Raw genomic sequence first — 23,281 nt, 5'->3', positions numbered from 1 at the left:
CGCCTGCCCGTGTACGTGGCCGTGGTCCTCGTCACGGCAATGGCCACACTGTTCGGCGCCCCAACCTCCGCCGCAACGGCCTCCCCCACCAAAGCCCCCGGCGACCCCCTCTGCACAGCCGAAGCTTGGCGTGTCCCGGGTAACTTCCAAAGCTGCACCGATCGGCTGCGTGTTGATATTCAACAACGGCTAAGCTGCCTCGACGCCCCGACACCCAGCGCACCGGACTCAGGGATGGCAGGCTGGTTCGCCAAAGAACCAGACATTCCTGACGTATCTCGGCTTCGATTCCGCTACAGCACATATGGCTACGCTGGATACGATTTCTCGACTTACGATCTCAAGTGTGCGTCAACCGTCACCAATCCCAGCGCCGATCTCGAAAATACTGTCGCCAACGGCGAATTCCTATTCGCTACGTCAATCATAGGTGCCTCGAACGCCGTGCGTGAACGCGCATGGGATCCATCGTATATGTGGGGCTGGGCAGATCCCCTAGTCGAGAAAGCCACGAAGGCCGTTTACGAAAAGGTGTTCACCGTATTCGGCGGAATCACGCTTGCAATTGTAGGCCTATACCTACTATGGCGCTCACGGCAGTCGGATCTCTCAAACGCCGTAACGACCGCCGGCTGGGCGATCTTTGTGATGGTCCTCATAACCGGCATCGCGCGATGGCCCACGTGGTCGGCCAGCCTGGCAGACCACGGGTTGGTATCAAGTCTCGGAATAATCCACGAGGCGGTCGGGCCACCGTCTCAGGCAGTCCCCCCGGACGAGTGCCGCAATCCCGACCGGCAGGCCTGCGAGGATCCTCGACCCCCTGCTGTTCGCGCGAGCGACACGGTCGTTGAGGGCCTCCTGTACGACAACTGGCTCCGCGGAACGCTCGGGTCGTCCGACAGCGAGACTGCCCAGAAGTACGGCCCGGCCCTGTATGACGCTAGGTCGTTCTCGTGGAAGGAAATCGAGACGATTCGCGCCGACGAGCGCCGCGCAGCCAATGACGAAGAGGAGCGAATTCGCGAGAATCGCCCTGGACCACCGATCGAGTCCACCATGCGCAAGGTCATGATCGAGCAAAAGCAGCAACGGTGGATGAAGATCGCCGAACAGATCAAGACCGAAGATCCCGAAGCCTATGAACACCTTCAAGGCAGCAAGGGAATGGATCGAATCGGCGCGGGATTTCTTGCCATTCTCTCGGCACTTTTCTTTGCACTGTTCGACCTAACGTCGTCCATTCTGGTGATTCTAGGGTTCCTGCTCTTCCGCTGGGCGGTCATAGCCGCACCGATCCTCGGCACGTTCGGACTGTTGCGACCAGCAAATGCGGGCCTGCGTCGCCTCGGAAACGCTGTAATCGCCGCAATGTTCAACATCGTCATATTTGGAACCGGGTCGGCGATCTACCTCTTTGCGGTAACGCTGATTCTAAAGACGGCCACGCTCGCGCCTTGGCTCCAAGTACTGCTGATCTGGCTTACCGGGGTCGTTGGGTGGTTGTTGCTTCGGCCATATCGGCGGATTACCCAGCTTGGAGGTAAGGACTCTTCCCGCGCGCTCACGTCTGCGGGGAGTTGGCATCGGCTGTTCATGCGTGACGTGCGGCAGGCTGCCGTGCTCAAGGTTGTCGATTCCGGGGGGACCAGGGAGCCGCGGAATCGTGGGGGTGAGCTCGAGACGTCGCAGCGGCCCGAGGCTCGTAGTGAGGACTCGGTCAGCGTTGGTGTGGGCTCGGGGGGCGCGGAGCGGCCCGAGACGGGGCGGGCGCAAGGGGCTCGGCGGCGGCGGGAGTCGTCGTGGGAGGAGCCGGATCTGCCGGCGGAGAACGTGCCCTCGTACTCGATCTATCGGCCCGACTCGGATCGGTCCAACGGCGGGCGGGCGCCTGCTCGGCGGCCTGAGTCGGCGAGTATGCCGGGGTAGGCGGCGATGCGGACGGTCCTGCGGCTGCTCGGGACGCGGTACGGCATCGCGTTGGTTTTGGTTGTCGTTGTGCTGGTGGCCGTCGGGCTGGGGCGGACTGTGCTCGACGACGGGAGCGGGCGGTCGGCGAACGATGCGCTCGGGCCCACCGTTGCGCCTGTGCCGACGTCGGCTGATCCGTATTCCTCGCTCGGGGATGACGGGGTTGACGAGTCGGTCGTGGCGGCGCCGTCGCTGAGTAAAGGGGCGGCGGACGTTTCCGCCGTGGCCACTCGGTTTGCCAAAGCCTGGCTGCGCAAGCCGGGGATCAGCGGGGATCAGTGGCGCGCGGCGCTCAAGCCCGATGCCTCGGCGGAGCTCATGGCCTCGCTCGCCGAGACCGATCCGGCGGACGTGCCTACGGCGACGATCACGGGGCCGGTGCAGCTGCAGGGTACCGGGGCGGTGACCGTGGCCAAGTTCCCGGCGGAGGGCGGGGCGATCGTGCTCGAGCTGCAGGTCGCCGGCGGGCGGTGGCAGGTCACCTCGCTGGACTGGGAGGCGGCGTGAGCATTGTTGGGGAAGGCGAAGATTTTGCGGTACCAAAGCGGAAAGGCGTCATTCGTTCGGCATTGCTGGTGGCGTTGTGCACCCTGCTGCTGCTCGTGTGCTGCGTGGGCGGGGTCGTAGCGTTCTTCTTCGATGCGAAGAACAACACGCAGACCTACGACGCCGGGTGCGGCAATGGGCAGCTCGTCGACGCCGCCGCCAAGATGCCGAACCACCACGAGCTCTCCGAGGAGCAGGTCCGCAACGCCGCGATCATCGTGCGGGTGGGGCAGGACCTGAACGTGCCGCCGCGGGGGTGGGTGATTGCCGTGGCCACCGCGATGCAGGAGTCGGACCTGCACAACCTGCCGAACCTCGGCGCGCGCAACGATCATGACTCGCTGGGGTTGTTCCAGCAGCGGCCGAGTTCGGGGTGGGGTACGCCGGCGGAGGTCATGGATCCGCAGTACGCCGCGCGGAAGTTCTACGAGAAGCTGCTGACCATCCCTGGGTGGGAGCGCATGAGCCTCACCCAGGCCGCCCAGAAGGTGCAGCGCAGTGCGTACCCGGACGCGTACGCCAAGCACGAGCAGCTCGCGAGCACCGTCGTCAACTCGCTGACTGGCGGGGCGGCGCGCGCGGCCGGCGGCTCGACGAAGCTGCAGTGCGTCAGCGGCGAGCAGGTCGCGGCCTCGGGCTGGACGGCACCCGTCAACGGCGAGGTCGGCTCCGGCTTCCGCACCGCTTCCCGCCCCACGCACCAGGGCGTCGACCTCATCGTCGACCGCGGCACCCTGATCCGCGCCGCCGCCGCGGGCATCGTGGTGAAGGTCCGCTGCCAGGCCCACCTCGCCAACGGCACCGAATGGGGCTGCTGGCGCGACGGCTCCCCGTCGGTACTCGGGTGCGGCTGGTACGTCGAGATCCAGCACGCGAACGGCCTGCTCACGCGGTACTGCCACATGGTGAAGCAGCCGAGCGTCGTCGTCGGCCAGCACGTCGCGCCCGGCCAGGAGATCGGCTTCTCCGGCACGACCGGCCACTCCTCCGGCCCGCACCTGCATTTCGAGGTACACATCAACAGCGACCCGAGCAGCAACGGCGCCATCGACCCGGTACCGTTCATGCAGCGGATGGGGGCACCCTTGGGCATCAAGCCGTGAGCGACGACCCCGGCGACGCGGACTTCCCCGATTGGGATTTTCTGTCCAGCGGTACCGCAAGAACGCCGGCCGGCATCGAACTGGTCCCCGCCTCGACGCTGCGCGACCTGCGCGGCCGCCGGGCAGTGGTCGGCGTGCCCGGCCTGGGCTGGCGCTGCGACCTACGCATCGACGACACCGTCATCCAGGCGAGCCGAACCTTCGTGCCGGCTTTGCCGGAGCAGGAGTGGTACCGCGCGGAATCCGAGCAGACCGAGGTTTTCGCGCCGCTCGTTCCCCTCGAGCGCGTTTGGGTCGAGCGCGTCTCCAGCGCCGTCACGCCGCCCTCCCCCGATGCCGGACACGATCTCGGGCTGGTGTCGCTCGACGCACCGCCCTCGCGGCCGCCGCGCCCCGCGCGGGACGTTCGGGTCGTCACCGGCCTGCGGGTTGTGCGGGTTCCGGGGCCTGAGGACAAGACCGGCCGCGATCAGAGGGATTTGCGGGCGGTGACTGAGGCGTACAGCGGGGCCGAGGGCGACATCTGCATCCGCGTGTGCCGGGAGTTGGACTGGTACAGGTGGGCGTGGAGCGGCCAGCCCCCAAAGACTTTGGAGGTCCCCATCCACCTCCTGTGGGTGGAGTAGCTCAACCGAGCCGATCGGCACCGCAGATACGCCAGCCTCCGTCATTGACGAAATGGAACGACCACTTTTGAACCTGGACTGAGTCCACACCGCTGCTTTCGGGGATCGCCACGTTGAGATGAGCGCTGACGTCGGCAGTGGCGCCTCTCACCGCCGGCTGCAGATCGGACACTGAGACGCTGATCGCGATGTTGTATTTAACCTCGAGCGCGCGAATCGCATTAATTGCCTGATCTATGGCCTGCAGATGAGGCGATGAGCACTCAAAGTCGGCCGCGTGGATGGCGTCACGACTGTTGAACTTCGCCTCAACATACTGCACTAGGGTGACGGTAGGGCTGCCCCGATCAGGCTCGGCGGCCTTTCTGTAGAACACATACGTCGCCGCTATGCCACCAAGGCATATGAAGGCAGCTATCCCTAACAGGGTCCAGAGGATCGTTCGGCGGGTGGCGGCTGGCTTCTTCTTCGGTGGGGGTGGCGGGGGTGTGCTGGGGCTGGGGCGGCCGATGGGGACGCCGCGGTCGATGATTTCGCCTTCCAGGACCTCATCATCGCCGGCCTTGCGGGGACGGGGGATCGGCTGCCCGTAATCCACCCGCGGGTCGTTCGGCTTCGATGGGTCCACGCTCACGAGGCTAGCCGCACCGCGGCGTGTGGGCACATTCCCGCGCCGGGGTGGGGGACGATCGTGTTCAGGCGGGGGCGGCTACCTGCGACAACGTGGTGGTGGGCGTGTGCCTGCTGACGGGGTTCGCAGTCTGCGTTACCGTTCCCGCATCTGGCTTGGAATGGAAGGGGCACGGTGGCACGCCTGCGGGCACGGATCGAGCGAGCGGCTGCGCAGCATCGGCACGCCGCGGCGCTGGTCGGTGCCGCTGGGCCGATCCTCGACGGGTACTCGCCCAATGCCGCGCCCGCCGAGCAGTACGCCGAGCAGCATGACCTTGCGGCCGGGCTGCGCGCCAACGCGGCCATGCTCGCGCCGGGGTGGCTCGGGGCGCAGTTGGACGCGATGGCGCCCGCTACGCCGCTCGGAGGGCCGCTGCCGCCCACGTTCGTGAGAGTCGGGCAGGCGCATCCGCTCGACGACGCGCGCTTTCCGGTGATCGTGCCGCTGCTGCGGGCCGGGCACATCGCGATCGACGCGGACGCGCGGGACAGTCGGGTGGCCGGGCTGCTGCGCAGCCTGGTGCTGCGGCTGCTGGCCTCCTCGCCGCCCGGGTCGGTGCGCATCCGCACGATCGACGCGGTGGTGGACGGGTCCACGTTCGGGTGGTTCACGGGGATCGACGCGATCATGCCGCCGCCCGCCACGGACGCGGAAGGGCTGCGCGCGGTCCTGGATGAAGGGGAGCGGTGGCTCGCGGCCCGCACGGACGGGCCGGCGCCGACGCTGCTGATCGTGATCGCCTCGCTGCCCGAGCTCACCGAGGGGCGCGACCTGGCGCGGATCGCCGGGCTGGCGCATGCCGGGCCCGCGGGGCGGCTGCACCTGATCGCCGCCGGTTGGCCGCCGCCGCCGTTGACGCAGGAGACGACCCAGGCGCCGCTGCCGCACGCCACGCAGATCGCGATCCGCAACCCGCACGCGTGGGTCGGTGACCCGCCGGGGGCGACGTTCTCCGGGACCGGCACCGGGCCGAGCCGGCTCAACGCGCCCGTGTACCTCGATCCCGACCCGCCCGCCGAACTCGTCCGGCGGGTGTGCGCGCAGCTGACCGGGCCGTGGACGGCGCCGCCGGTGCCCGTCGGGGAGCCGAGCCGCAAGGCGTGGCTGGACTACGTCGCCGCCGGGCAGCGGCTGGACGCGGTACGGCGTGAGGTCATCGCGATCGTCGCCGAGCACAAGGCGGCGCTGAAGGCCGCGCAGGCCGACCTGGCGGCGATCCGCGGGAAGCTGTCCCACCACCAGGCGTACCTCAACGAGGTGGTCGGCGAGGCCGGCGGACGGCCGGTCGACGTCATCCCGTCGTGGCAGGAGACGCAGGCCGCGCACGCCGCGCTGACGGCCGGGCCGCAGCCGGTCGACCCGCGCCGCGGCGCGCCGATGGCACCGCCCCCGCCGCCCGCGATGCTCGGCGGGCCCGCGGGCGCCTGGGCGCAGGGGCAGCGCGTCGCCATCCCGCCGGTGAGCGCGCCGCCGTGGCCGCCGACGAGCGCGCCGCCCGCCCCGCCTGGGGCGCCGACCTCTGCGATGCCGGGGACGCCGGCCGTTGCGGGAGCGCCGCTGATGCCGCAGACCGGCGGATACCCGATCGTCGTGCCGCGCAGCGCGCCGCCCGGGTTGCCGCAGACCGGTGGGTACCCGGTGGTGGTGCCCCGCAGCGGGCCGCCCGGGATGCACAACACCGGTGCGATCCCGCGCGTGCCGGTGAGCGGCGTGCCGCACCGGGTCAGTGGTATCCCCGTCTCCGGGGCCGTCGGGGTCGTCGGCACGGGGGTCGTGCAACCGCTGAGCCCGCCCGTGCCGGACTCGGTGCCCGGGAGGGTGTCCAGGGCACTGCGCATCGCCGCTGCCGGCCTGAAACAGTCTGAGGCGGACCTGGCGGCGCCCGGGCGGCAGGCGGCGTCCAACCGCCGGGTGTGGGTGAACGCCGCGATCTACTTCGGTTTCGCGCTCCTCGCCGCGATCGTGCAGATCCCGATGATGATGGCCGGCGACACGGACGGCATCGGGCTGCTGGCGCTGCCCTGCGCGCTGGTACTGCCGGCCATCGCCTTCGGCCTCGGGTGGCTCACGATCGGTGCGATGACGCGGAAGAGCACATCGCGGACGCCGGTGCTCGGCATCGTCATCAGCCTGTTGGCTCTGATACCCGTATTGGTGTTCGGCGGAGTCCTGATCTTCTTTTAGGGAGCTCCCGCGGTACCAAATCGGGGGGAAGGCTAGCCGTGCAGGATCAGTGACATTGCCTCGGACCGCGACTTCGCGTCATCGCGGAGCAGGCCGCGCACCGCGGACGTGATGGTCCGGGAGCCGCCCTTCTGGATGCCGCGCATCGACATGCACATGTGCTCGCATTCGATGACCACGATGACGCCGCGCGGATCGAGCTGCGACATCAGCAGGTCGGCGATCTGCGACGTGAGGCGCTCCTGCACCTGCGGGCGCCGCGCGTACACCTCGACGAGCCGCGCCAACTTCGACAGCCCGGTGATGCGGCCGTCCGCGCCGGGGATGTAGCCGATGTGCGCGACGCCGTGAAAGGGCAGCAGGTGGTGCTCGCACATCGACTGGACCTCGATGTCGCGGACGAGCACGAGCTCCTCGTGGTCGGCCTCGAACGTGGTGAGCAGCACCTGGGAGGGGTCGACGCGCAGGCCGGCGAAGAGCTCGGCGTAGGCGCGGGCTACGCGGGACGGGGTCTTGCGCAGGCCATCGCGGTCCGGGTCCTCGCCGATCGCGACCAGGATCTCCCGGACGGCGTCCTCGATGCGCTTGAGGTCGACGTTGCGCTCGACCTCGACGCCGCCGAGCTTGCCGCTGACCAGGCGGGCGGCGACGTGGTCGAGCTCGCGGTCGGCAACTTCGCGGTCAACAAACTCGCGGCCAACCACTTCGCGGTCAGCAACGAGCCCGACGCCGTCATCGGCGTCGGGCTCGGTGCTGCTGATCTCGCTCAGTGTGCGCCGTCCGGGGTCTCGCCGCCGCTGATGATCCGCACGTGCTCGTCGCCGGTGACGCCGACGGGCTGGGTGATCTCGGATCCGTTGGCGCCGGACTCGGGCAGCGCGCGCCGGCGTCGGCCGTTGCCGCTGTAGGGGGCCATCGGCGGGCGCTTGACCACGCGGGCGCAGATGCGGGCCATGTCCGCCTGCGAGATGGTCTCCTTCTCCATGAGCTCCTCGACGATGTTGTCGAGGACATCGCGGTACTCGACCAGGATCTCCCAGGCCTCGTCGTGCGCGATCTCGATGAGGGAGCGCATCTCGGTGTCGATCTCGGCGGCGACCTTCTCGGAGTAGTCCCGCTCGTGGCCCATGGTGCGGCCCAGGAACGGCTCGCCCTCGCCGGTGCCGTACTTGACGGCGCCCAGCTTGGCGCTCATGCCGTACTCCGTGATCATCGACCGGGCGAGCGCTGTCGCCTTCTCGATGTCGTTGCCGGCGCCGGTGGTCGGCTCGTGGAAGACCAGCTCCTCGGCGGCGCGACCGCCCAGCGCGTAGGCCAGGGTGTCGATCATCTCGGAGCGGGTCTGCGTGTACTTGTCCTCGGTCGGCAGGACCAGCGTGTGCCCGAGCGAGCGGCCGCGGGACAGGATGGTCACCTTGTGCACGGGTGCTGAGTGGGGCAGCGCCCAGGCGACGAGCGCGTGACCGCCCTCGTGGTATGCGGTGACCTTCTTCTCGTGCTCGCTCATCACGCGGGTGCGCCGCTCCGGGCCGGCGATGACCCGGTCGATGGCCTCTTCGAGGAAGTCGTTGGTGATCGCCCGCTTGTCGTTGCGGGCGGCCAGCAGCGCCGACTCGTTGACGACGTTGGCCAGGTCGGCGCCGGTGAAGCCGGGCGTGCGCCGGGCCACCGAGTCGAGGTCGACGTCGGGCGTGAACGGCTTGCCCTTGGCGTGCACCCGCAGGATGGCCTTGCGGCCCTCCATGTCGGGCCGGTCGACGGCGATCTGCCGGTCGAAGCGGCCGGGGCGCAGCAGGGCCGGGTCGAGGATGTCGGGCCGGTTGGTCGCGGCGATCAGGATGACGCCGCCCTTGGTGTCGAAGCCGTCCATCTCGACGAGCAGCTGGTTGAGCGTCTGCTCGCGCTCATCGTGACCGCCGCCCATGCCGGCGCCGCGGTGGCGGCCGACGGCGTCGATCTCGTCGACGAACACGATCGCGGGCGCGTTGGCCTTGGCCTGCTCGAACAGGTCGCGGACGCGGGAGGCACCGACACCGACGAACATCTCGACGAAGTCCGAACCGGAGATCGAGTAGAACGGCACCCCGGCCTCGCCGGCGACCGCGCGGGCCAGCAGCGTCTTACCGGTGCCGGGCGGCCCGTAGAGCAGCACGCCCTTCGGGATCTTCGCACCGAGCGCCTGGTACTTCGCCGGCGCCTGCAGGAAGTCCTTGATCTCGTGCAGCTCCTCGACGGCCTCGTCGGACCCCGCGACGTCGGAGAACGTCGTCTTTGGGGTGTCCTTCGAGATCAGCTTCGCCTTCGATTTACCGAAGTTGAGCACGCGTGAGCCGCCGCCCTGCATCTGCGACATGAACAGCAGCAGCAGGACCACCAGCACCGCGATCGGGAGCAGGTTGATCAGCAGGCTGATGAAGATGTTGTCCTGGGTGACGTTGACGTTGTACTCGTCAAGCTTTCCCTGGTTCTTCAGCGTGCTGATCTCGTTCTGCAACTCGTCGGCGTACCCCGTGGGGTACTGGGCCTGGATCTTGTTCGTCTCCGTGCCCTTGACCGGCACCTTGTTCTTGAGATCCAGGTTGATGGTCTGCTCTTTGTCCTGGATCACGGCCTTCTTCGCGTTGCCGTTGCGAAGCTGCTCGAGTGCCAACGACGTGTCGGCCTTCGTGTAGTTCGGGCCACCAGTGAACAGCGAACTGAGCACAATGGCACCGATGATCACCAGAAGGATCCAGACCACCGGCCGGCGGAACAAACGGGTACGTTCCATGTTGTCGTCGGGCGCACTTGGCGCCCGGCCCCTCCATCCGTAAGGCCGTCGACCGCGCCGGACCCACATTCCGACGCGGTGCCGAAAGCGCCGCCAAGGTTGGGCTCAGTTGACGCTTGCGACCATTTGACGGTACACCGTGGGTACGACAGTCGCGGATCGGCGTAGGCCGGGGAGGGTGTGCTCTCAGCAGACTCTCAGGAAAGCGCAGGTCAGCCGCGCCCGTACACCGAGGGCTTCAGCACGCCGACAAAAGGCAGATCGCGGTAGCGCTCCGCGTAGTCGAGACCATATCCGACCACGAACTCGTTGGGGATGTCGAATCCGACATATCGCACCGGGATGCTCACCCGCAGCGCGTCGGGCTTGCGCAGCAGCGCGACGACGTCGACCTGCGCGGCCGACCGGCTCTCCAGGTACTTGAGCAGCCACGACAGCGTCAGCCCGGAGTCGACGATGTCCTCGACCACGATCACGTGCCGCCCGGCGATGTCCCGGTCCAGGTCCTTGAGGATCCGAACGACCCCCGACGAGGTCGTGCCCTGCCCGTACGACGTGACGGCCATGAACTCCATCTCGACCGGCGGCCCGACCCTCCCGAGCGCCCGCGCGAAGTCCGCCATGAACATGACGGCGCCCTTGAGCACGCCGACCAAGAGGATCGACTCGGCGTCCGCGTGGTCCGCCGCGACCTGCTTGGCAAGATCCGCGGTCTTCTCGCGGATCTGCTCCTCGCTGACGATCACGTGGTCGATGTCGGACGAGTGCCAGGTGGTGCCGTCGGCCATGCGACAAGCCTGCACTATCGGCGGCCCCGGATCGATGCCGGGTCGGCGGATGAGAGAACTGTCTCTCGCGCTAATGGCCCACTGCCGCCCCGTCGACCCTGGGTTCCGATCCTGCGACATATCCGGATGCGGTACGCCATATGGCCTGCCCCGCCCCGAACACCCCCGGCTCGGTGGCGATCGAGACTCGATGACCGCGCCGTCGCAGCTCGTCGGCCTCGCCCGCCAACCCCGGCTCGACCTGCACATCCAACCCGGAGTGCCAGTACCAACGCGGACGGTTGAGCGCCGCCTGCGGGTCCAGCCGCCCGTCGACGGTCGACAGAACCACCTGAACGTGGCCCTGCGGCTGCATGTGCCCGCCCATCACCCCGAACGGCCCGACCGGCTCGCCGTCGCGGGTCAGGAACGCGGGAATGATCGTGTGGTACGGCCGTTTCGCGGGCCCGACCACGTTCGGGTGCCCTTCGTCCAGCACGAACCCGGCCCCGCGGTCCTGCAGCCCGACCCCGGTCCCCGGCACCACCACGAACGAGCCGAACCCCATGTAGTTGGACTGGATCAGGCTCACCATCCGCCCGTCACGGTCCGCAGTGCACAGATATACGGTCCCGCCCCGGGTCGGCTCCCCCGCCACATACAGCCCAGCCCGCGGTCCGATCGACGCCCGGCGACCGTCCAGATACGCGGAGTCCAGCAGCTCCGCCACGGGCGCGCCGACCCGCGGGTCCGCCACGTACGCGTGTGCGTCGGCAAACCCGAGCTTGACCGCCTCGATCTGCTCGTGCAGCCCCGGCGACCCTTCGTAGCCGTCCAGCACACCGAGCGCGATCAGCGCCGCGATCCCCTGCCCGTTGGGCGGCAGCTCCCAGACCTCGTGCCCGCGGTACCGCATCGAGATCGGCTGCACCCAGTCCGACGAGTGTGACGCCAGGTCACCCTCCCGCAGCAGCCCGCCGGTCCGCTCCGCGTGCGCGACGATCGCCTCCGCGACTTCGCCGCGATAAAAGGAGTCACCGTACGTCCCCGCGATCGAACGCAACGTGCGCCCGGCGTCCGGATTGCTCCACCGCTCCCCCGCCGCCGGCGCCCGGTCATCGAGCGTGAAGACCCGACCCCACTCCGCGAACTCCGGCCCGCGCAACGCCGGGTAGACCACCTCGGCCGCCCTCCGCCACGAGGCGGCAACGGCCGGCGACACCGGGTAGCCGTGCTCGGCGTACCCGATCGCATCGGTGAACAGGTCAGCAAACGGCAGCGACCCGAACCGCTCGTGCAGGTCTCGCCACCCGCGCGGCGCCCCCGGCACGGTCACCGGCAGCCACCCACGGTCCGGCATGGCGCTACGGACGGTGGCCTGATGACCACCGAGCGCGGCGGAGGCCGCGGCCCTCGGCGCCCTCGACAGCACCAGCTCCCGGTTCAGCAGCGCCGGCGAACGCCCCGAAGCGTTCAGCCCGTGCAGCCGCTCCCCGTCCCAGACCAGCGCAAACAGGTCTCCGCCGATGTCGTTCGACCCCGGCTGCACCACCGTGAGCGCTACGGCAGTGGCAATGGCGGCGTCGATCGCGTTCCCGCCGCGCCGCAGCACGTCGAGCCCCGCCCCAGCCGCCAACGCCTGGCTCGTGGCCACGACCCCGTTCGGGACAAAAACCGAACAGCGTTCGATTTGGTACGCCATGTGCTTCGCCCCTCGCCCCCGCCCTCGGCCCGTCTCCAGACCCTCGGCGCAGACCGCACGCGCGGTCAACCCTCGGCGGTTTTCTCAGGGGTGGCAGTGTTCGGCTTGCAGCCTTCCGGCGGCTCGTACGACCGAGATCCCGCCCGGCAGCGCCACCGCTCCCTGCCCGTGCCAGTTCGAGACCAGCGCATCGAGCGCGCCGACGTGCCGATGCGAGAGGGCGGACCCGGGCGCCCCGAGCCGCAGCGCCCAGGCATGCAGCACCCGGGTCCGGATCGGATCGGGCAGTCGCGCCAGGTCGTCGACCGCAAGCCCGGCTCCCCCGGCGCCACCCCCGCCCAGGGCCTTCTCCAGCGCCTCGCCCGCGAGCTCGTCCAGATACTCGGAGTCGGCGCCCACGAGCCGAGCCGTCCGCGCCAGGTTGTCCACCACCGCAGCCCCCAGCGCATCGACAAGGGGTCGAATGCGCGACCGCGCGTACGCCGCATCGCTGTTGTGCGGGTCGTCCCAAACCGGCAGCCCGTCCACCTCGCACGCGGCCCGAGTGTCGGCCCGGCTCACGTCGAGCAGCGGCCGCACGAACGCCACCCCGCGCCGCTCCCGCCGCCACGGCATCCCCGCCAGCCCGCGCGGCCCCGACCCCCGGGCGAGCGCGAGCAACACCGTCTCGGCCTGATCGTCGCGGGTATGCCCGAGCAACACGACCGCGGCCCGATGCTCGATCGCGGCTTCTTCCAGCGCCGCATACCGCGCCTCCCGGGCCGCCGCCTCCGGCCCGCCGACTTCGCCGACCCGCACGACCCGCACGTCAACCGGCTCGAACCCGCGCTCGCGCGCCCACTCCGCCAGCCGCTCGGCCCGCTCCCCCGACCCTTCCTGCAGCCCATGGTCGACGGTCACGAGCCCGCAGCGCACCCCCATCCGCCGCGTCACGAACCGCGCCGCCACGGCCAGCGCCATCGAGTCCGCCCCGCCCGAGCACGCCACGAGCACCGGCCCGGCCACCAGGTCATCGCCGATCGCGCTGCCCCCGTGGCCCGCGGCGTCGCGTCCGTCAGCCAGCCGGTCCTCGATCGGGCCGCCCACGCGTCCGGCCGGCGCAACCCCGGCAAGGCTGCGCCGCACCGCGTTTCTCACCGCGGCAACGGCCGGCGCGAGGGCGGCCACTCGATCAGCCGCTGCTCGCGGACGCGGCGGGACCACCCACCGCGCCACGCTCGTCCTCGTCGCCCTCCGCACCGCTCACTTCCGCGCTCGCCGTCTCCGCAGCGGCCGACTCCTCGGCAGCCGGCTCGTCGGCAGCGTGCTCCTCAGCCGTCGCATCCTCGACCACGGGGTCCTCGACCGCCGCAGCCTCGGACACCGGCTCTTCGTCCGACGCCTCTCCAGCGTCCGGCTCCGCGGGCACCGGCCCCGCCGCCTCGGCGGGATCGAACGCGTCAACGGGCGTAGGCGGCGGACCGGGCTCGACCTCGGCCGGCTCAGCGTCAGCCTCGGGTTCCGCCACAGCCACAGCCTCCGGCTCGAGCTCGGGCTCGGCGACCGCGGCCGTCTCCAGCTCCTCGGCGGCCAGGCCGGCGACCTCCGTCGGCTCCGCGACGCCGGCCTCCGCCGGGGACTCGTCGACCGACTCGGGCACCGCCGGGACCGGGGCGGGCGGCGCCTCCGTCACCGCGGCCTGCGCGGTGATCGGCAGCGGCGGCGTCGGAGCCGGACGGTGCAGGGCGCTCTCACCCAGCACGCGCACGATCCAGGCCTCGGGGTCGCCGAGCTCGTCGAGGCGCGGGATGGTCAGCGGCGACTGCCAGATCTTGTTGAAGCTCGCCATGCCGACCCGCTCGACGACCGCGTGGACGAACTTGCGGCCCTCGGCGTATTGGCGCAGCTTGACATCGACGCCGAGCAGCTTGCGCAGGACGCGGTCGAGTGGGTTGCCGGCCTCGCGGCGGCGGTTGAACTTGCTGCGGATCTCCTCGACGCTCGGGATCACGTCGGGGCCTACGCCGTCCATGACGAACTCGGCGTGGCCCTCCAGCACCGTCATCAGGGCGGTCAACCGGTCGAGCACCGCCTTCTGGCCGGGCGTCTGGACGAGGTCGAGCACTGAGACCCGGCTGTCGGGGTCGCGCACGACGTCGGCGAGGGCGCTGATGCCGCGGCGCACGCGCTCGGCGAGCTGGTCCTGGTTGAGCTGTGAGGCGTCCACGAAGGCGCCGACCTCGCCCAGGAAGTACCCCCGCATCCACGGCACCCCCGTGAACTGCACCCGGTGGGTCACCTCGTGCAGGCACACCCAGAGGCGGAAGTCCCGGGAGTCGGCGCCCAGCTTGCGCTCGGCCTCGACGATGTTCGGCGCGACGAGGAGCAGCTGGCCGGGATCGGCGGAGAAGACCTCGTACTGACCGAGGACCTTGCCGGACAGGTACGCAAGCACCGTGCCGGCCTGGACCCCGGTGAGGCGCGAGCCGATGGCCCCGACGATGGCGCCCGGCGCCTTGCCGCCCGCGAGCCGCTCGGCCAGCGGCTGGATGACCTCGCGGAGGCCCTCGATGTTGGTGGCGGCCCAGTCGCGGCGATCGACGACGCGCACCGGGGGGCCCTGGATCATGGCCCGCAGGCCGGTGAAGTCGGTGACGTGCCCGGCCGCTTCTTCGGCCAGTTCACGAAGGTCGGTGACCGCGTCCGCGGCCTCCTCGTAGGACACGGCGGGGCCGCTCTTGCCCAGCGCCGCGGCGGTTGCTGCGGCCAGATCCCAATCGACGAACTGCGCCATGAACCAACCGTACCCGCGCTCGGCCAGCGCCGCGGGAAGAAGAAACCCTGAGTACACCCTGATCGACGCTGCGTGATCGAGGATGTGCTCAGCGGCAACCACATGCGGCGAGAGCTGCGGCAACGCGGTCGAGCGCGGTCACGGCCTGGTTCGCGTTGGTGGTCTGGTCGGCCATGAACGCGAACGCCAGGGTCCGCCCGTCGGCATCGACGAGGATGCCCGCGAGCGAGTTGACGCCCGTGAGCGTGCCGGTCTTCGCACGGACCAGGCCGGCGGCGGAGGAGCCCTCCTGCGACTTCGTGTACCGCTTGGCGAGAGTGCCCGAATAGGCGGCGACGGGCAGGCCACTGAAGATCGCGTGCAGGTCGCCGCGGTCGGCGCGCGCGGCCATCGCGAGGATGCCGGTCAGCAACGCCGGCGAGAGCCGGTCGTTGCGGGAGAAGCCGCTACCGTCGAAGAGGCCGTAGCCGGTGACGGGGAGGCCGAGCTCCTCGAGTACACCCTTCATTGCGGAAGCGGCGCCCTCGAACGACGCCGGTTGGTTTTTCGCCAGGGCGACCTGGCGCGCCAGCGAGTCGGCGAGCACGTTGTCGCTCTCCTGCAGCATGAACTCGACCATGCGGGCCAGCGGCGCCGACTCGACCTTGCCGAGCTCCTTCGCGCCCTGCGGCGCAGTGCCGGCGGCGACGGCGTTGGCGGGCACCCCGAGGGCCTTCGCGAACGCCTGCGCGGCCTGGACGTCGGGCTGGGCGTACCGGTCGGAGTAGGGCTGCGACTTCGTCCGCCCGCCCTCGGTCATGAGCGGCGTGATCACGGCGCCGGAACCGCCGGTCGTCGCGTCGGAGTCCCAGCCCGGCCCGATGCCCGACCCCTGGTACAGCGACGTGTCGTAGATGACCTTGGTCGGCGCGGTGTCGCCGAGCGCCTGCTTGACCTGCGTCGCGAGGTCGTCGATGCGGGGCGCGCCGGGGTAGTACGACGTCGGGAACACCGCCAGCGTCGGATCGCCGCCCCCGACGATCACGACCTCGCCCGGCTGCGCTCCCGCGACCACGCGCGTCTGGATTCGGTACGCCGGGCCACGCGCCGCCAGCACGGTCGCCGCGGTGACGATCTTGGTGGTCGACGCCGGGGTCATCCCGGCGTCCTGCTCCGACGAGTAGATCGACTGCCCGGTGGACACGTCGACGACCGAAGCCGTGAAATGCGGCCCGAGCGCCTGCACGTGCAGCAGCGGCGACAGCGCCGTGGAGACGCCCGACTCCGTCGGCAGCGGCGCCTGGCTGTCCATCGCGGCGAGCACCGGCGGGGGCGCGGGCGGCGTCGTACCGGCGCGCCAGCGCGCCTTCTGCCCGCCGTCGAGCCCGAGCGCGCTCACGACGCCGGAACCGGCGAACACGGCCACCCCGGCCAGGGCGAGCGCCACGACCAGCGCGACGATGGCGCCGATCAGGCCGGCCCGCCCGCCACGCTGTGGTGTTTCCCTCGACACCGGACCCTCCCCGTTTCGCCCCATCGTGCCGTACGCGAGACTAATGGTCGGCGCAGCGGTGCGAGGGTGAGGAGTCATCAGATGGACTTCGACGTCACGGTCGAAATCCCCAAGGGTCAGCGCAACAAGTACGAGGTTGACCACGCCACGGGCAGGATCCGGCTCGACCGAACGCTGTTCACCTCCACGCAGTACCCGGCAGACTACGGCTACATCGAGGGCACCCTCGGCCAGGACGAGGACCCGCTCGACGCGCTCGTGCTCGTGCAGTCCCCCACCTTCCCCGGCTGCCTCATCCGTTCCCGGGCGATCGGGATGTTCCGGATGACGGACGAGAAGGGCGGCGACGACAAGGTCCTCTGCGTCCCCGCCGACGACCCGCGCCTCGAGCACCTGCGCGACATCCACCACCTGGGCGAGTTCGACCGGCTGGAGATCCAGCACTTCTTCGAGGTGTACAAGGACCTCGAGCCCGGCAAGAGCGTCGAGGGCGCCACGTGGGTCGGCCGCGTCGAGGCCGAGGCGGAGATCGTCGAGTCCCGCCGTCGCTACCAGGAAGCGATCGCCGCCGGCACGTACCACGACCCCGGCGTCGCCCCGATCGCCCGTCCGATCGAGTAGGCACGCAGCGACTTCACGAGCGCCCGGCCGGTCAACGGCCCGGGCGCTCGTTGCGTTTCCGGCTTCTTGCGCCCGTCGGGGCCGTGCGCCGCGAGATCGTCGTAGTTGTTACGGCCCTACGTCCGTTGTCACGGCCCTACCCGCCCGCTGCTACCGGGCCCTACGCCGGTGGTTGCGGCCCTACGTCCGTCGTTGCGGCCCTACGTCCGTCGTTGCGGCGCTACAAGAACAGGCCGTATAGCCCCACCACCGCGCAAGCCAGCGGGATCACCGCGACCACGCACAGCGTGTCCAGCAGATCGGCCGCCCGCCCCACGTACGGCGAGGCCGGTCGCACCGCCGCCCGAGCACCCGCGACGGCCACGATCAGCGCGGCCAGCGGTACCGCCGCGGCAATGATCCCGGCGTCGACCCTTGCGAACAGGGCAACCAGGGCAAACCCGACCGCCCCCGTGACGATGAGCGGCAGGCGCTGACGGACGGTCAGGAAGGTCCGCGCCCGCAGCAGCAGCGCCGTGCCGGCGACCGCGACCAGCACCCCGCCGGAGACGTCGCCGGACCGGGCGAGCACCACCGACGCGGCGGTCCCGGCGATCGCGAGGCCCAGCAGCATCCCGGTCAGCATCTCGTCGGTCCGTGCGACTGCGGCGAAGATCCGCGCTCGTTCGACCGACCCGGCCGACCCGCGACCGCCGGACGCCAGGTCGCCGGGTGGCGCGAACGCACCGCCCGGCCCTCGACCGCCCGACGCAAGGTCGCCGCGTGGCACGACCGCACCGCTCGGCCCTCGACCGCCCAACGCCAGATCGCCGGGCAGCGCGACGACCGGCATCGGCAGCTTCCCGAGCCGGATCGCCAGGAGCGGCAGCCCTGCGACGCCGGCGGCGAGGACGGCAAGGACGATCGCCGCAGCGGCGGCCGGGCGGGTGACCGTGGCGAGCAGCCCGCCGAGCGCGCCGATCATGCCCACGGTCATCCCGGCGACGAAGATCCGCACGAGATGCGCGACGCCGACCGCGGCGACCAGGGACACCAGCAGCAGCGCGACGGCGCAGAGCAGACTGCGACCGGCTGGCGTCGCCGGCTGCGGCGCGGCCAGCCAGCCGCCGGCCGCCGCGAACGGCAGCCCGAAGGCGGCGAGCGCCGAGCCGACCACCGCGTCGCCGTACGCGCGCGAGGCCGCGATGCCGGCCAGGACCAGCCCGGCGGCGACGGCCGCGGCGGCGAGGGGCATGTCGGCCCGGACGATCGCCAGGAGCGCAACGGCGAAGCCGGCGCCGGCGATCGACAGTGCGGTGGCTCGGGTCGCGGCCGGGCTCCACGGCAGCCCCTGTCGTCGTGCGCCGGCGGCGATGGCCTCGACCACGTCGTCGTACTCGAGCTCTGGCCAGCCCGCCCGCGCGGGCACCAGGTGCAGGACGGCGCCGTCGTGCACGCCCTGTCCCGCCAGGCCCGCTGCCGCCGACAGGGTCGTGCCGTCCGAGCGGCGCAGCAGCCAGCCCCCGTGCCGCTCCCCGTCGTCGGCGAGCCCGTTCCCCGCATGCTGCAGCAGTTCGGGGAGCAGTTCAGCCAGCGGTACGGCATCAGGCACCGCGACATCGACGCGCCTCTTCGGCGCGTTGATCGTGATGCGGGCCAGACCGGCCGCTGAGGAGGACATGGAAATACACGTACCACGATGTCCGGGGCCTCGTCGTCCCGCTCGACCTTTGATTTCAGACAGTGACGAACTCGTCACGAATTCGTTCGGCGGGGGCGCGAACTGTCGTACCCCCGGCCTAGAGTCCCCGGCGTGACATCGGTCGTCGTCAAAAGACTCCCGCGCCGCCCCGCTCCGGAAATCCCGAGCGGGGAGCTGGTCGTGCAGGCGCCACCGGAGATCCCGCAGGCGCCTGCGTCGCGCTGGCAGCAGATGCTCCAGGTCGTGCCGATGCTGACCGGGACGATCGCGACGGCGATGCTGTTCGCGGGGCGCGACGGCGGCACCTATTCCTATGTCATCGGCGCGGTCTTCGGCTTCTCCACGCTGGGCATGCTGTTCAGCTCGGCCGGCGCCGGGACGCCGAAGAAGGCGGAGATGATGGCGGCCCGCCGCGAGTACCTGCGGCATCTGGCGACGCTGCGCCGACGGGTCCGCGAGACGGCGGCGAAGCAGCGCACGGGTCTGCACTATCGCCATCCGGACCCGCATTCGCTGTGGTCCTCGGTCGACAGCTTCCGGCTGTGGGAACGGCGCCCGACCGACGGCGACTTCGCGATCGTGCGGGTCGCGGTCGGCCCGCAGACGCTCGCCACGCCGCTGATCCCGCCGCTGACCAGGCCGCTGGAGGACCTCGAGCCGATGACCGCTGCGGCCCTGCGCCGATTCCTGGACGCCTATTCCGTGGTGCCCGACCTGCCGGTGGCGATCTCGCTGCGCAGCTTCGCGCGCATCCACCTGCGCGCCGACCGCGGGCCCTCACGCCCCGGCGACGGATCGCACGCCGGACTTCCCGAGCCGCGCGACCCGGCGCGGGCGCTCGCGCGGGCCATGCTCGCCCAGCTCGCGGTGTTCCACGCCCCCGACGACCTGCTGGTCGCGGTGTGCGCCGCGCCCGAGCGACGCGAGTGGTGGGAGTGGACGAAGTGGCTGCCGCACGCGCTGCACCCGACACGCGTCGACGCACTCGGCCCTGTCCGGCTGTTCGCCGACACCGCCAAGGAGCTCGAGGAGCGCCTCGACGACCTGCTCGGCAGCCGCGGGCGGTTCGACGCCGACGAGGCGCACGGCCCGTCGTCGGCGCCGCATCTCGTCGTGATCCTCGACGGCGGCGACCTGTCCGGCAGCGCCCACCTGGGCACCGACGGCGGAATCGAGGGCGTGACGCTCGTCGAGCTCGACCGGGAGCCGCCGCGCCTGCTGGACCGGTCCGCGATCGTGCTCGACTCGTCGGGCGGCCGGCTGACCACGATCTCGTCCGACAACGACATCGCCGAGCCGGAGCCGCCGATCGGGGTCGCCGACTCGCTCGACCTCGCCGAGGTGGAGGCCGTCGCGCGGCGGCTCGCCCCGCTGCGGCTGGCGGTCACCAGCGCCGCCGAACAGCAGCCCGCCGACGCCCGGGAGCCCGGCGCCGACCTGGACTTCCCGACGCTGCTGAGCATCGGCGACCCCGAGACGCTCGACGTCGCCCGGGCGTGGGCGCCCCGGCCGCACCGCGACCGGCTGCGGGTGTCGATCGGCGTCGGGCCGCAGGGGCAGCCGGTCGACCTGGATCTGAAGGAGTCCTCCGAGGACGGGATGGGGCCGCACGGGCTCCTCATCGGCGCGACCGGCTCCGGCAAGTCCGAGCTGCTGCGCACGCTGGTGCTCGGGCTCGCGGCGACGCACTCGTCCGAGACGCTCAACTTCGTGCTGATCGACTACAAGGGCGGCGCGACGTTCGCGCGGATGGACCGGCTGCCGCACGTGGCCGCGTTCATCTCCAACCTGCGCACCGAGCTGCTGCTGGTCGACCGGATGACCCAGGCGGTCACCGGCGAGGTGATCCGCCGGCAGGAGCTGCTGCGCAGGTTGGGGTACGACTCGGTTCGCGACCACGAGCGGGCCCGGGCCGGCGGCGCGCCGCTGCCCCCGCTGCCGAGCCTGCTGGTCATCGTCGACGAGTTCAGCGAGATGCTCGAGGCCAAGCCCGACTTCATCGACCTGTTCGTGCAGATCGGACGGGTCGGCCGGTCCCTGGGCATGCACCTGCTGCTCGCCTCGCAGCGGCTGGAGGAGGGCCGGCTGCGGGGGCTCGAAACTCACCTGTCCTATCGGATCGCGCTGCGCACGTTCAACTCCCTCGAGTCGCGGACCGTGCTCGGCGTGCCCGATGCGCACGAACTGCCGCGCAAGCCCGGCGGGCACGGCATCCTCAAGTCCGGCACCGAGCCGTTGATCCGCTTCAAGGGCGCCTACGTCGGCGGGCGCTGGCGGCGCACGGGGCCGGCCGCCGCGGTGTCCGGCGGCGTGGGGCGGCCGCGGGTGATGCCGTACGGGTCGCGATACGTGCCGCTGCCGCCGGCGCCCGTGGCCACGGCCGAGCCCGCGGAGGCGCCCGAGGGCGAGAGCCTGCTCGACATCGTCGTCGACCGGCTGGCGGGGCGGGGCATGCCGGCGCACCAGGTCTGGCTGCTGCCGCTGCCGCGCTCGGCGCCGCTGGACGACGTGCTCGGGCCGGTGGCGGTCGACCCGAGCCGCGGGCTGACGGTGACCGACGCGCAACTGCACGGCGCGCTACATGTCCCGGCCGCGCTGATCGACAACCCGCTGGAGCAGCGGCGCGATGCGATGTGGTTCCGGCTCGACGGCGCACAGGGGCACGTCGCGGTCGTCGGGGGCCCGCTCAGCGGCAAGTCCGTGACGCTGCGGACGCTGGTCGCGGCGCTGGCGCTCACGCACACGCCGCAGGAGGTGCAGGTGTACTGCCTGGACTTCGGCGGCGGCCAGCTCGCCGGGCTGCGCGACCTGCCGCACGTCGGCGGAGTCGCCGGACGGCTCGACGCCGCACTCGTGCGGCGTACCGTCGGCGAGGTCGCGGCGCTGCTCGAGGCCCGGGAGCAACGCTTCGCCGCTGCCGGGCTCGACGGCATGGCCACCTATCGGCGGCGACGCGCGGCCGGCGGCGCCGGGAGCCCCGACGACGGCTGGGGCGACGTGTTCCTGGTCATCGACGGCTGGCCGAGCGTGCGCAACGACTACGAGGAGCTCGAGCCCGTCCTGTTCGACATCGCGGCGCGCGGCCTCTCATACGGCATCCACATGATCGTGTCGGCGTCGCGCTGGATGGACCTGCGGTCCAACTTCCGCGATCTCTTCGGCGCGCGGGTCGAGCTGCGCCTCGGCGACGCGACCGACAGCATGGCCACGCGCAAGGCGGCCAACACCGTGCCGAACGAGGCGCCCGGCCGGGGCATCACGCCCGAGGGCCTGCACCTGCTGGTCGTCCGGCCACAGCTGACCGGCGGCGAGCCGGCCGACCTGGTGAGCGCGATCGCGGCGGCCTGGACCGGCGCACCGGCACAGCCCATCCGCCTGCTGCCCGCGGCCGTTCCGTTCACGGCGATCGCCGACGACGCCGACCCGGCGAACCGGTTCGCGCTGCCGATCGGCATCGCGGAGTCCGACCTGTGCCCCGTCCGGATCGACTTCGCCGGCGAGCCGCACTTCATGGCCTTCGGCGGCCCGGAGTCGGGCAAGTCGACCCTGCTGCGGGTGATCGCCACGATGATCAGCACCCGTTTCACGCCCCAGGAGGCGCGGATCGTGCTGATCGACCACCGGCGCAGCCTGCTCGGCGCGGTGCGGACGGAGCACCTGATCGGATACGGGACCGGGACGCAGCAGACCGAGGACCTCATGGCGTCCGTCGCCGACTACATGGAGCGCCGCATGCCCGGCCCCGACGTCACCGAGGACCAGCTACGCAGCCGCAGCTGGTGGGCCGGCCCGCAGTGCTTCGTCCTGGTCGACGACTACGACCTGGTGCCGACCGGCGGCACCAACCCGCTGTCGCCGCTGCTGCCCTACCTGGCCCAGGCCCGCGACATCGGCCTGCACCTGATCCTGACCCGCCGCAGCGGCGGCGCCACCCGCGCCCTCTACGAGCCGGTGATCCAGCGCCTGAAGGAACTGGCCACCCCGGGCCTGGTCATGTCCGGCGACCGCGAGGACGGCGCTGTGCTGGGCGACGTAAGGTTCGGCCCGCTCCCCGCCGGCCGCGGCCGGCTGGTGACAAGGAAGGAGAACGGCACCCTGATCCAGATCGCCGACCTCCCCGCCACCTGACCAACCCACGGCCACCTGGCACCCCGCCGCTTGCCGCACGCTATTGCCCGCGCAGCGCACTTTCGCCGGCGCGCACCGCAGGCCGCACGCCTCAGCGGCAGGCCTCGCGCCCGGCCGTAGGCCGAGCACCGCAGACCGCGGTCACACCGGGCGGGCCGACACACCCACCCGCCGGCATCGCATCGCGGCCGCTCCGGGAGCGCCCTCACGGCTCGCCCCTGGGCCGCACGCCCGGGCCGTTGGC

At 71.1% G+C, this 23,281-nt stretch carries 15 protein-coding genes and 1 pseudogene; 7 read left to right on the top strand and 9 right to left on the bottom strand.

The window, feature by feature from the left end:
- Positions 1–39: 39 nt before the first annotated feature.
- The 4 genes from ABD901_RS10095 to ABD901_RS10080 all read left to right on the top strand — a co-directional run bounded on the left by ABD901_RS10095 (position 40) and on the right by ABD901_RS10080 (position 4,246).
- A complete protein-coding gene (locus ABD901_RS10095) occupies positions 40–1,929 on the top strand; it encodes a DMT family transporter (RefSeq protein ID WP_345124571.1) in 1,890 nt (629 codons plus the stop codon).
- Positions 1,930–2,193: 264 nt separating this feature from the next.
- Positions 2,194–2,478, top strand: coding sequence for a hypothetical protein (locus ABD901_RS10090; RefSeq protein WP_345123734.1), 285 nt, complete (start codon positions 2,194–2,196; stop codon positions 2,476–2,478).
- 2 nt (positions 2,479–2,480) lie between these two features.
- Positions 2,481–3,620, top strand: coding sequence for a M23 family metallopeptidase (locus tag ABD901_RS10085; protein WP_425556683.1), 1,140 nt, complete (start codon positions 2,481–2,483; stop codon positions 3,618–3,620).
- On the top strand, positions 3,617–4,246 hold the full coding sequence (locus tag ABD901_RS10080; RefSeq protein ID WP_380137106.1) for a hypothetical protein: 630 nt from the start codon (positions 3,617–3,619) through the stop codon (positions 4,244–4,246). Before ABD901_RS10085 ends, ABD901_RS10080 begins: the two co-directional genes overlap by 4 nt.
- A gap of 1 nt (position 4,247) precedes the next feature.
- Here ABD901_RS10080 and ABD901_RS10075 read toward each other — a convergent pair whose 3' ends face one another.
- Positions 4,248–4,874 (bottom strand): hypothetical protein, encoded by a 627-nt coding sequence (locus ABD901_RS10075; protein WP_345123730.1) that lies wholly within the window; start codon positions 4,872–4,874, stop codon positions 4,248–4,250.
- Between the two features lie 177 nt (positions 4,875–5,051).
- Between ABD901_RS10075 and ABD901_RS10070 the strand changes: the two genes are divergently transcribed.
- Positions 5,052–7,103, top strand: a complete 2,052-nt coding sequence (locus tag ABD901_RS10070; protein WP_345123728.1) for a hypothetical protein — start codon at positions 5,052–5,054, stop codon at positions 7,101–7,103.
- 32 nt (positions 7,104–7,135) lie between these two features.
- Here ABD901_RS10070 and folE read toward each other — a convergent pair whose 3' ends face one another.
- The 7 genes and pseudogenes from folE to dacB form a co-directional block, all read right to left on the bottom strand.
- Positions 7,136–7,807, bottom strand: a complete 672-nt coding sequence (gene folE, locus ABD901_RS10065; RefSeq protein WP_345123726.1) for a GTP cyclohydrolase I FolE — start codon at positions 7,805–7,807, stop codon at positions 7,136–7,138.
- 62 nt (positions 7,808–7,869) lie between these two features.
- Positions 7,870–9,873: an ATP-dependent zinc metalloprotease FtsH gene (gene ftsH / locus ABD901_RS10060; protein WP_345123723.1), complete on the bottom strand. Its 2,004-nt coding sequence runs from the start codon at positions 9,871–9,873 to the stop codon at positions 7,870–7,872.
- A gap of 212 nt (positions 9,874–10,085) precedes the next feature.
- Positions 10,086–10,661 (bottom strand): hypoxanthine phosphoribosyltransferase, encoded by a 576-nt coding sequence (gene hpt, locus ABD901_RS10055; protein WP_345123721.1) that lies wholly within the window; start codon positions 10,659–10,661, stop codon positions 10,086–10,088.
- Positions 10,662–10,731: 70 nt separating this feature from the next.
- On the bottom strand, positions 10,732–12,342 hold the full coding sequence (locus ABD901_RS10050) for a gamma-glutamyltransferase family protein (protein ID WP_345123719.1): 1,611 nt from the start codon (positions 12,340–12,342) through the stop codon (positions 10,732–10,734).
- Between the two features lie 84 nt (positions 12,343–12,426).
- Positions 12,427–13,509 carry a tRNA lysidine(34) synthetase TilS gene (gene tilS / locus ABD901_RS10045; RefSeq protein ID WP_380137112.1) on the bottom strand — a complete coding sequence of 361 codons (1,083 nt, stop codon included), beginning with the start codon at positions 13,507–13,509 and terminating at the stop codon, positions 12,427–12,429.
- 523 nt (positions 13,510–14,032) lie between these two features.
- Positions 14,033–15,115, bottom strand: a pseudogene (locus tag ABD901_RS10040) (zinc-dependent metalloprotease); the annotation flags it as partial.
- Between the two features lie 88 nt (positions 15,116–15,203).
- On the bottom strand, positions 15,204–16,631 hold the full coding sequence (dacB, locus tag ABD901_RS10035; protein ID WP_380137114.1) for a D-alanyl-D-alanine carboxypeptidase/D-alanyl-D-alanine endopeptidase: 1,428 nt from the start codon (positions 16,629–16,631) through the stop codon (positions 15,204–15,206).
- A 57-nt stretch (positions 16,632–16,688) separates the two neighbouring features.
- Here dacB and ABD901_RS10030 point away from each other — a divergent pair, with 57 nt between their 5' ends.
- Positions 16,689–17,228: an inorganic diphosphatase gene (locus ABD901_RS10030; protein ID WP_345123715.1), complete on the top strand. Its 540-nt coding sequence runs from the start codon at positions 16,689–16,691 to the stop codon at positions 17,226–17,228.
- A gap of 220 nt (positions 17,229–17,448) precedes the next feature.
- On the opposite strand, the gene eccD is transcribed toward ABD901_RS10030, so the two are convergent.
- Positions 17,449–18,888, bottom strand: coding sequence for a type VII secretion integral membrane protein EccD (eccD, locus tag ABD901_RS10025; RefSeq protein WP_345123711.1), 1,440 nt, complete (start codon positions 18,886–18,888; stop codon positions 17,449–17,451).
- 132 nt (positions 18,889–19,020) lie between these two features.
- Between eccD and eccCa the strand changes: the two genes are divergently transcribed.
- Entirely contained in the window at positions 19,021–23,037 is a 4,017-nt protein-coding gene (gene eccCa / locus ABD901_RS10020; protein WP_345123709.1) for a type VII secretion protein EccCa, read from the top strand.
- Positions 23,038–23,281: the final 244 nt, after the last annotated feature.

The organism is Dactylosporangium darangshiense (assembly GCF_039537565.1).
GTDB classification, from domain to species: Bacteria; Actinomycetota; Actinomycetes; order Mycobacteriales; family Micromonosporaceae; genus Dactylosporangium; species Dactylosporangium darangshiense.
The sequence above is the reverse complement of the archived record's forward strand: the minus strand, read 5'-3'. Positions and strand labels throughout refer to the sequence as shown.

Coding starts and splice junctions, on each gene's coding strand:
- ABD901_RS10095 (WP_345124571.1), top strand. CDS start 40: ATGGCCACACTGTTCGGCGCCCCAACCTCCGCCGCAACGGCCTCCCCC.
- ftsH (WP_345123723.1), bottom strand. CDS start 9,873: ATGGAACGTACCCGTTTGTTCCGCCGGCCGGTGGTCTGGATCCTTCTG.
- hpt (WP_345123721.1), bottom strand. CDS start 10,661: ATGGCCGACGGCACCACCTGGCACTCGTCCGACATCGACCACGTGATC.
- ABD901_RS10050 (WP_345123719.1), bottom strand. CDS start 12,342: ATGGCGTACCAAATCGAACGCTGTTCGGTTTTTGTCCCGAACGGGGTC.
- dacB (WP_380137114.1), bottom strand. CDS start 16,631: ATGGGGCGAAACGGGGAGGGTCCGGTGTCGAGGGAAACACCACAGCGT.
- ABD901_RS10030 (WP_345123715.1), top strand. CDS start 16,689: ATGGACTTCGACGTCACGGTCGAAATCCCCAAGGGTCAGCGCAACAAG.
- eccD (WP_345123711.1), bottom strand. CDS start 18,888: ATGTCCTCCTCAGCGGCCGGTCTGGCCCGCATCACGATCAACGCGCCG.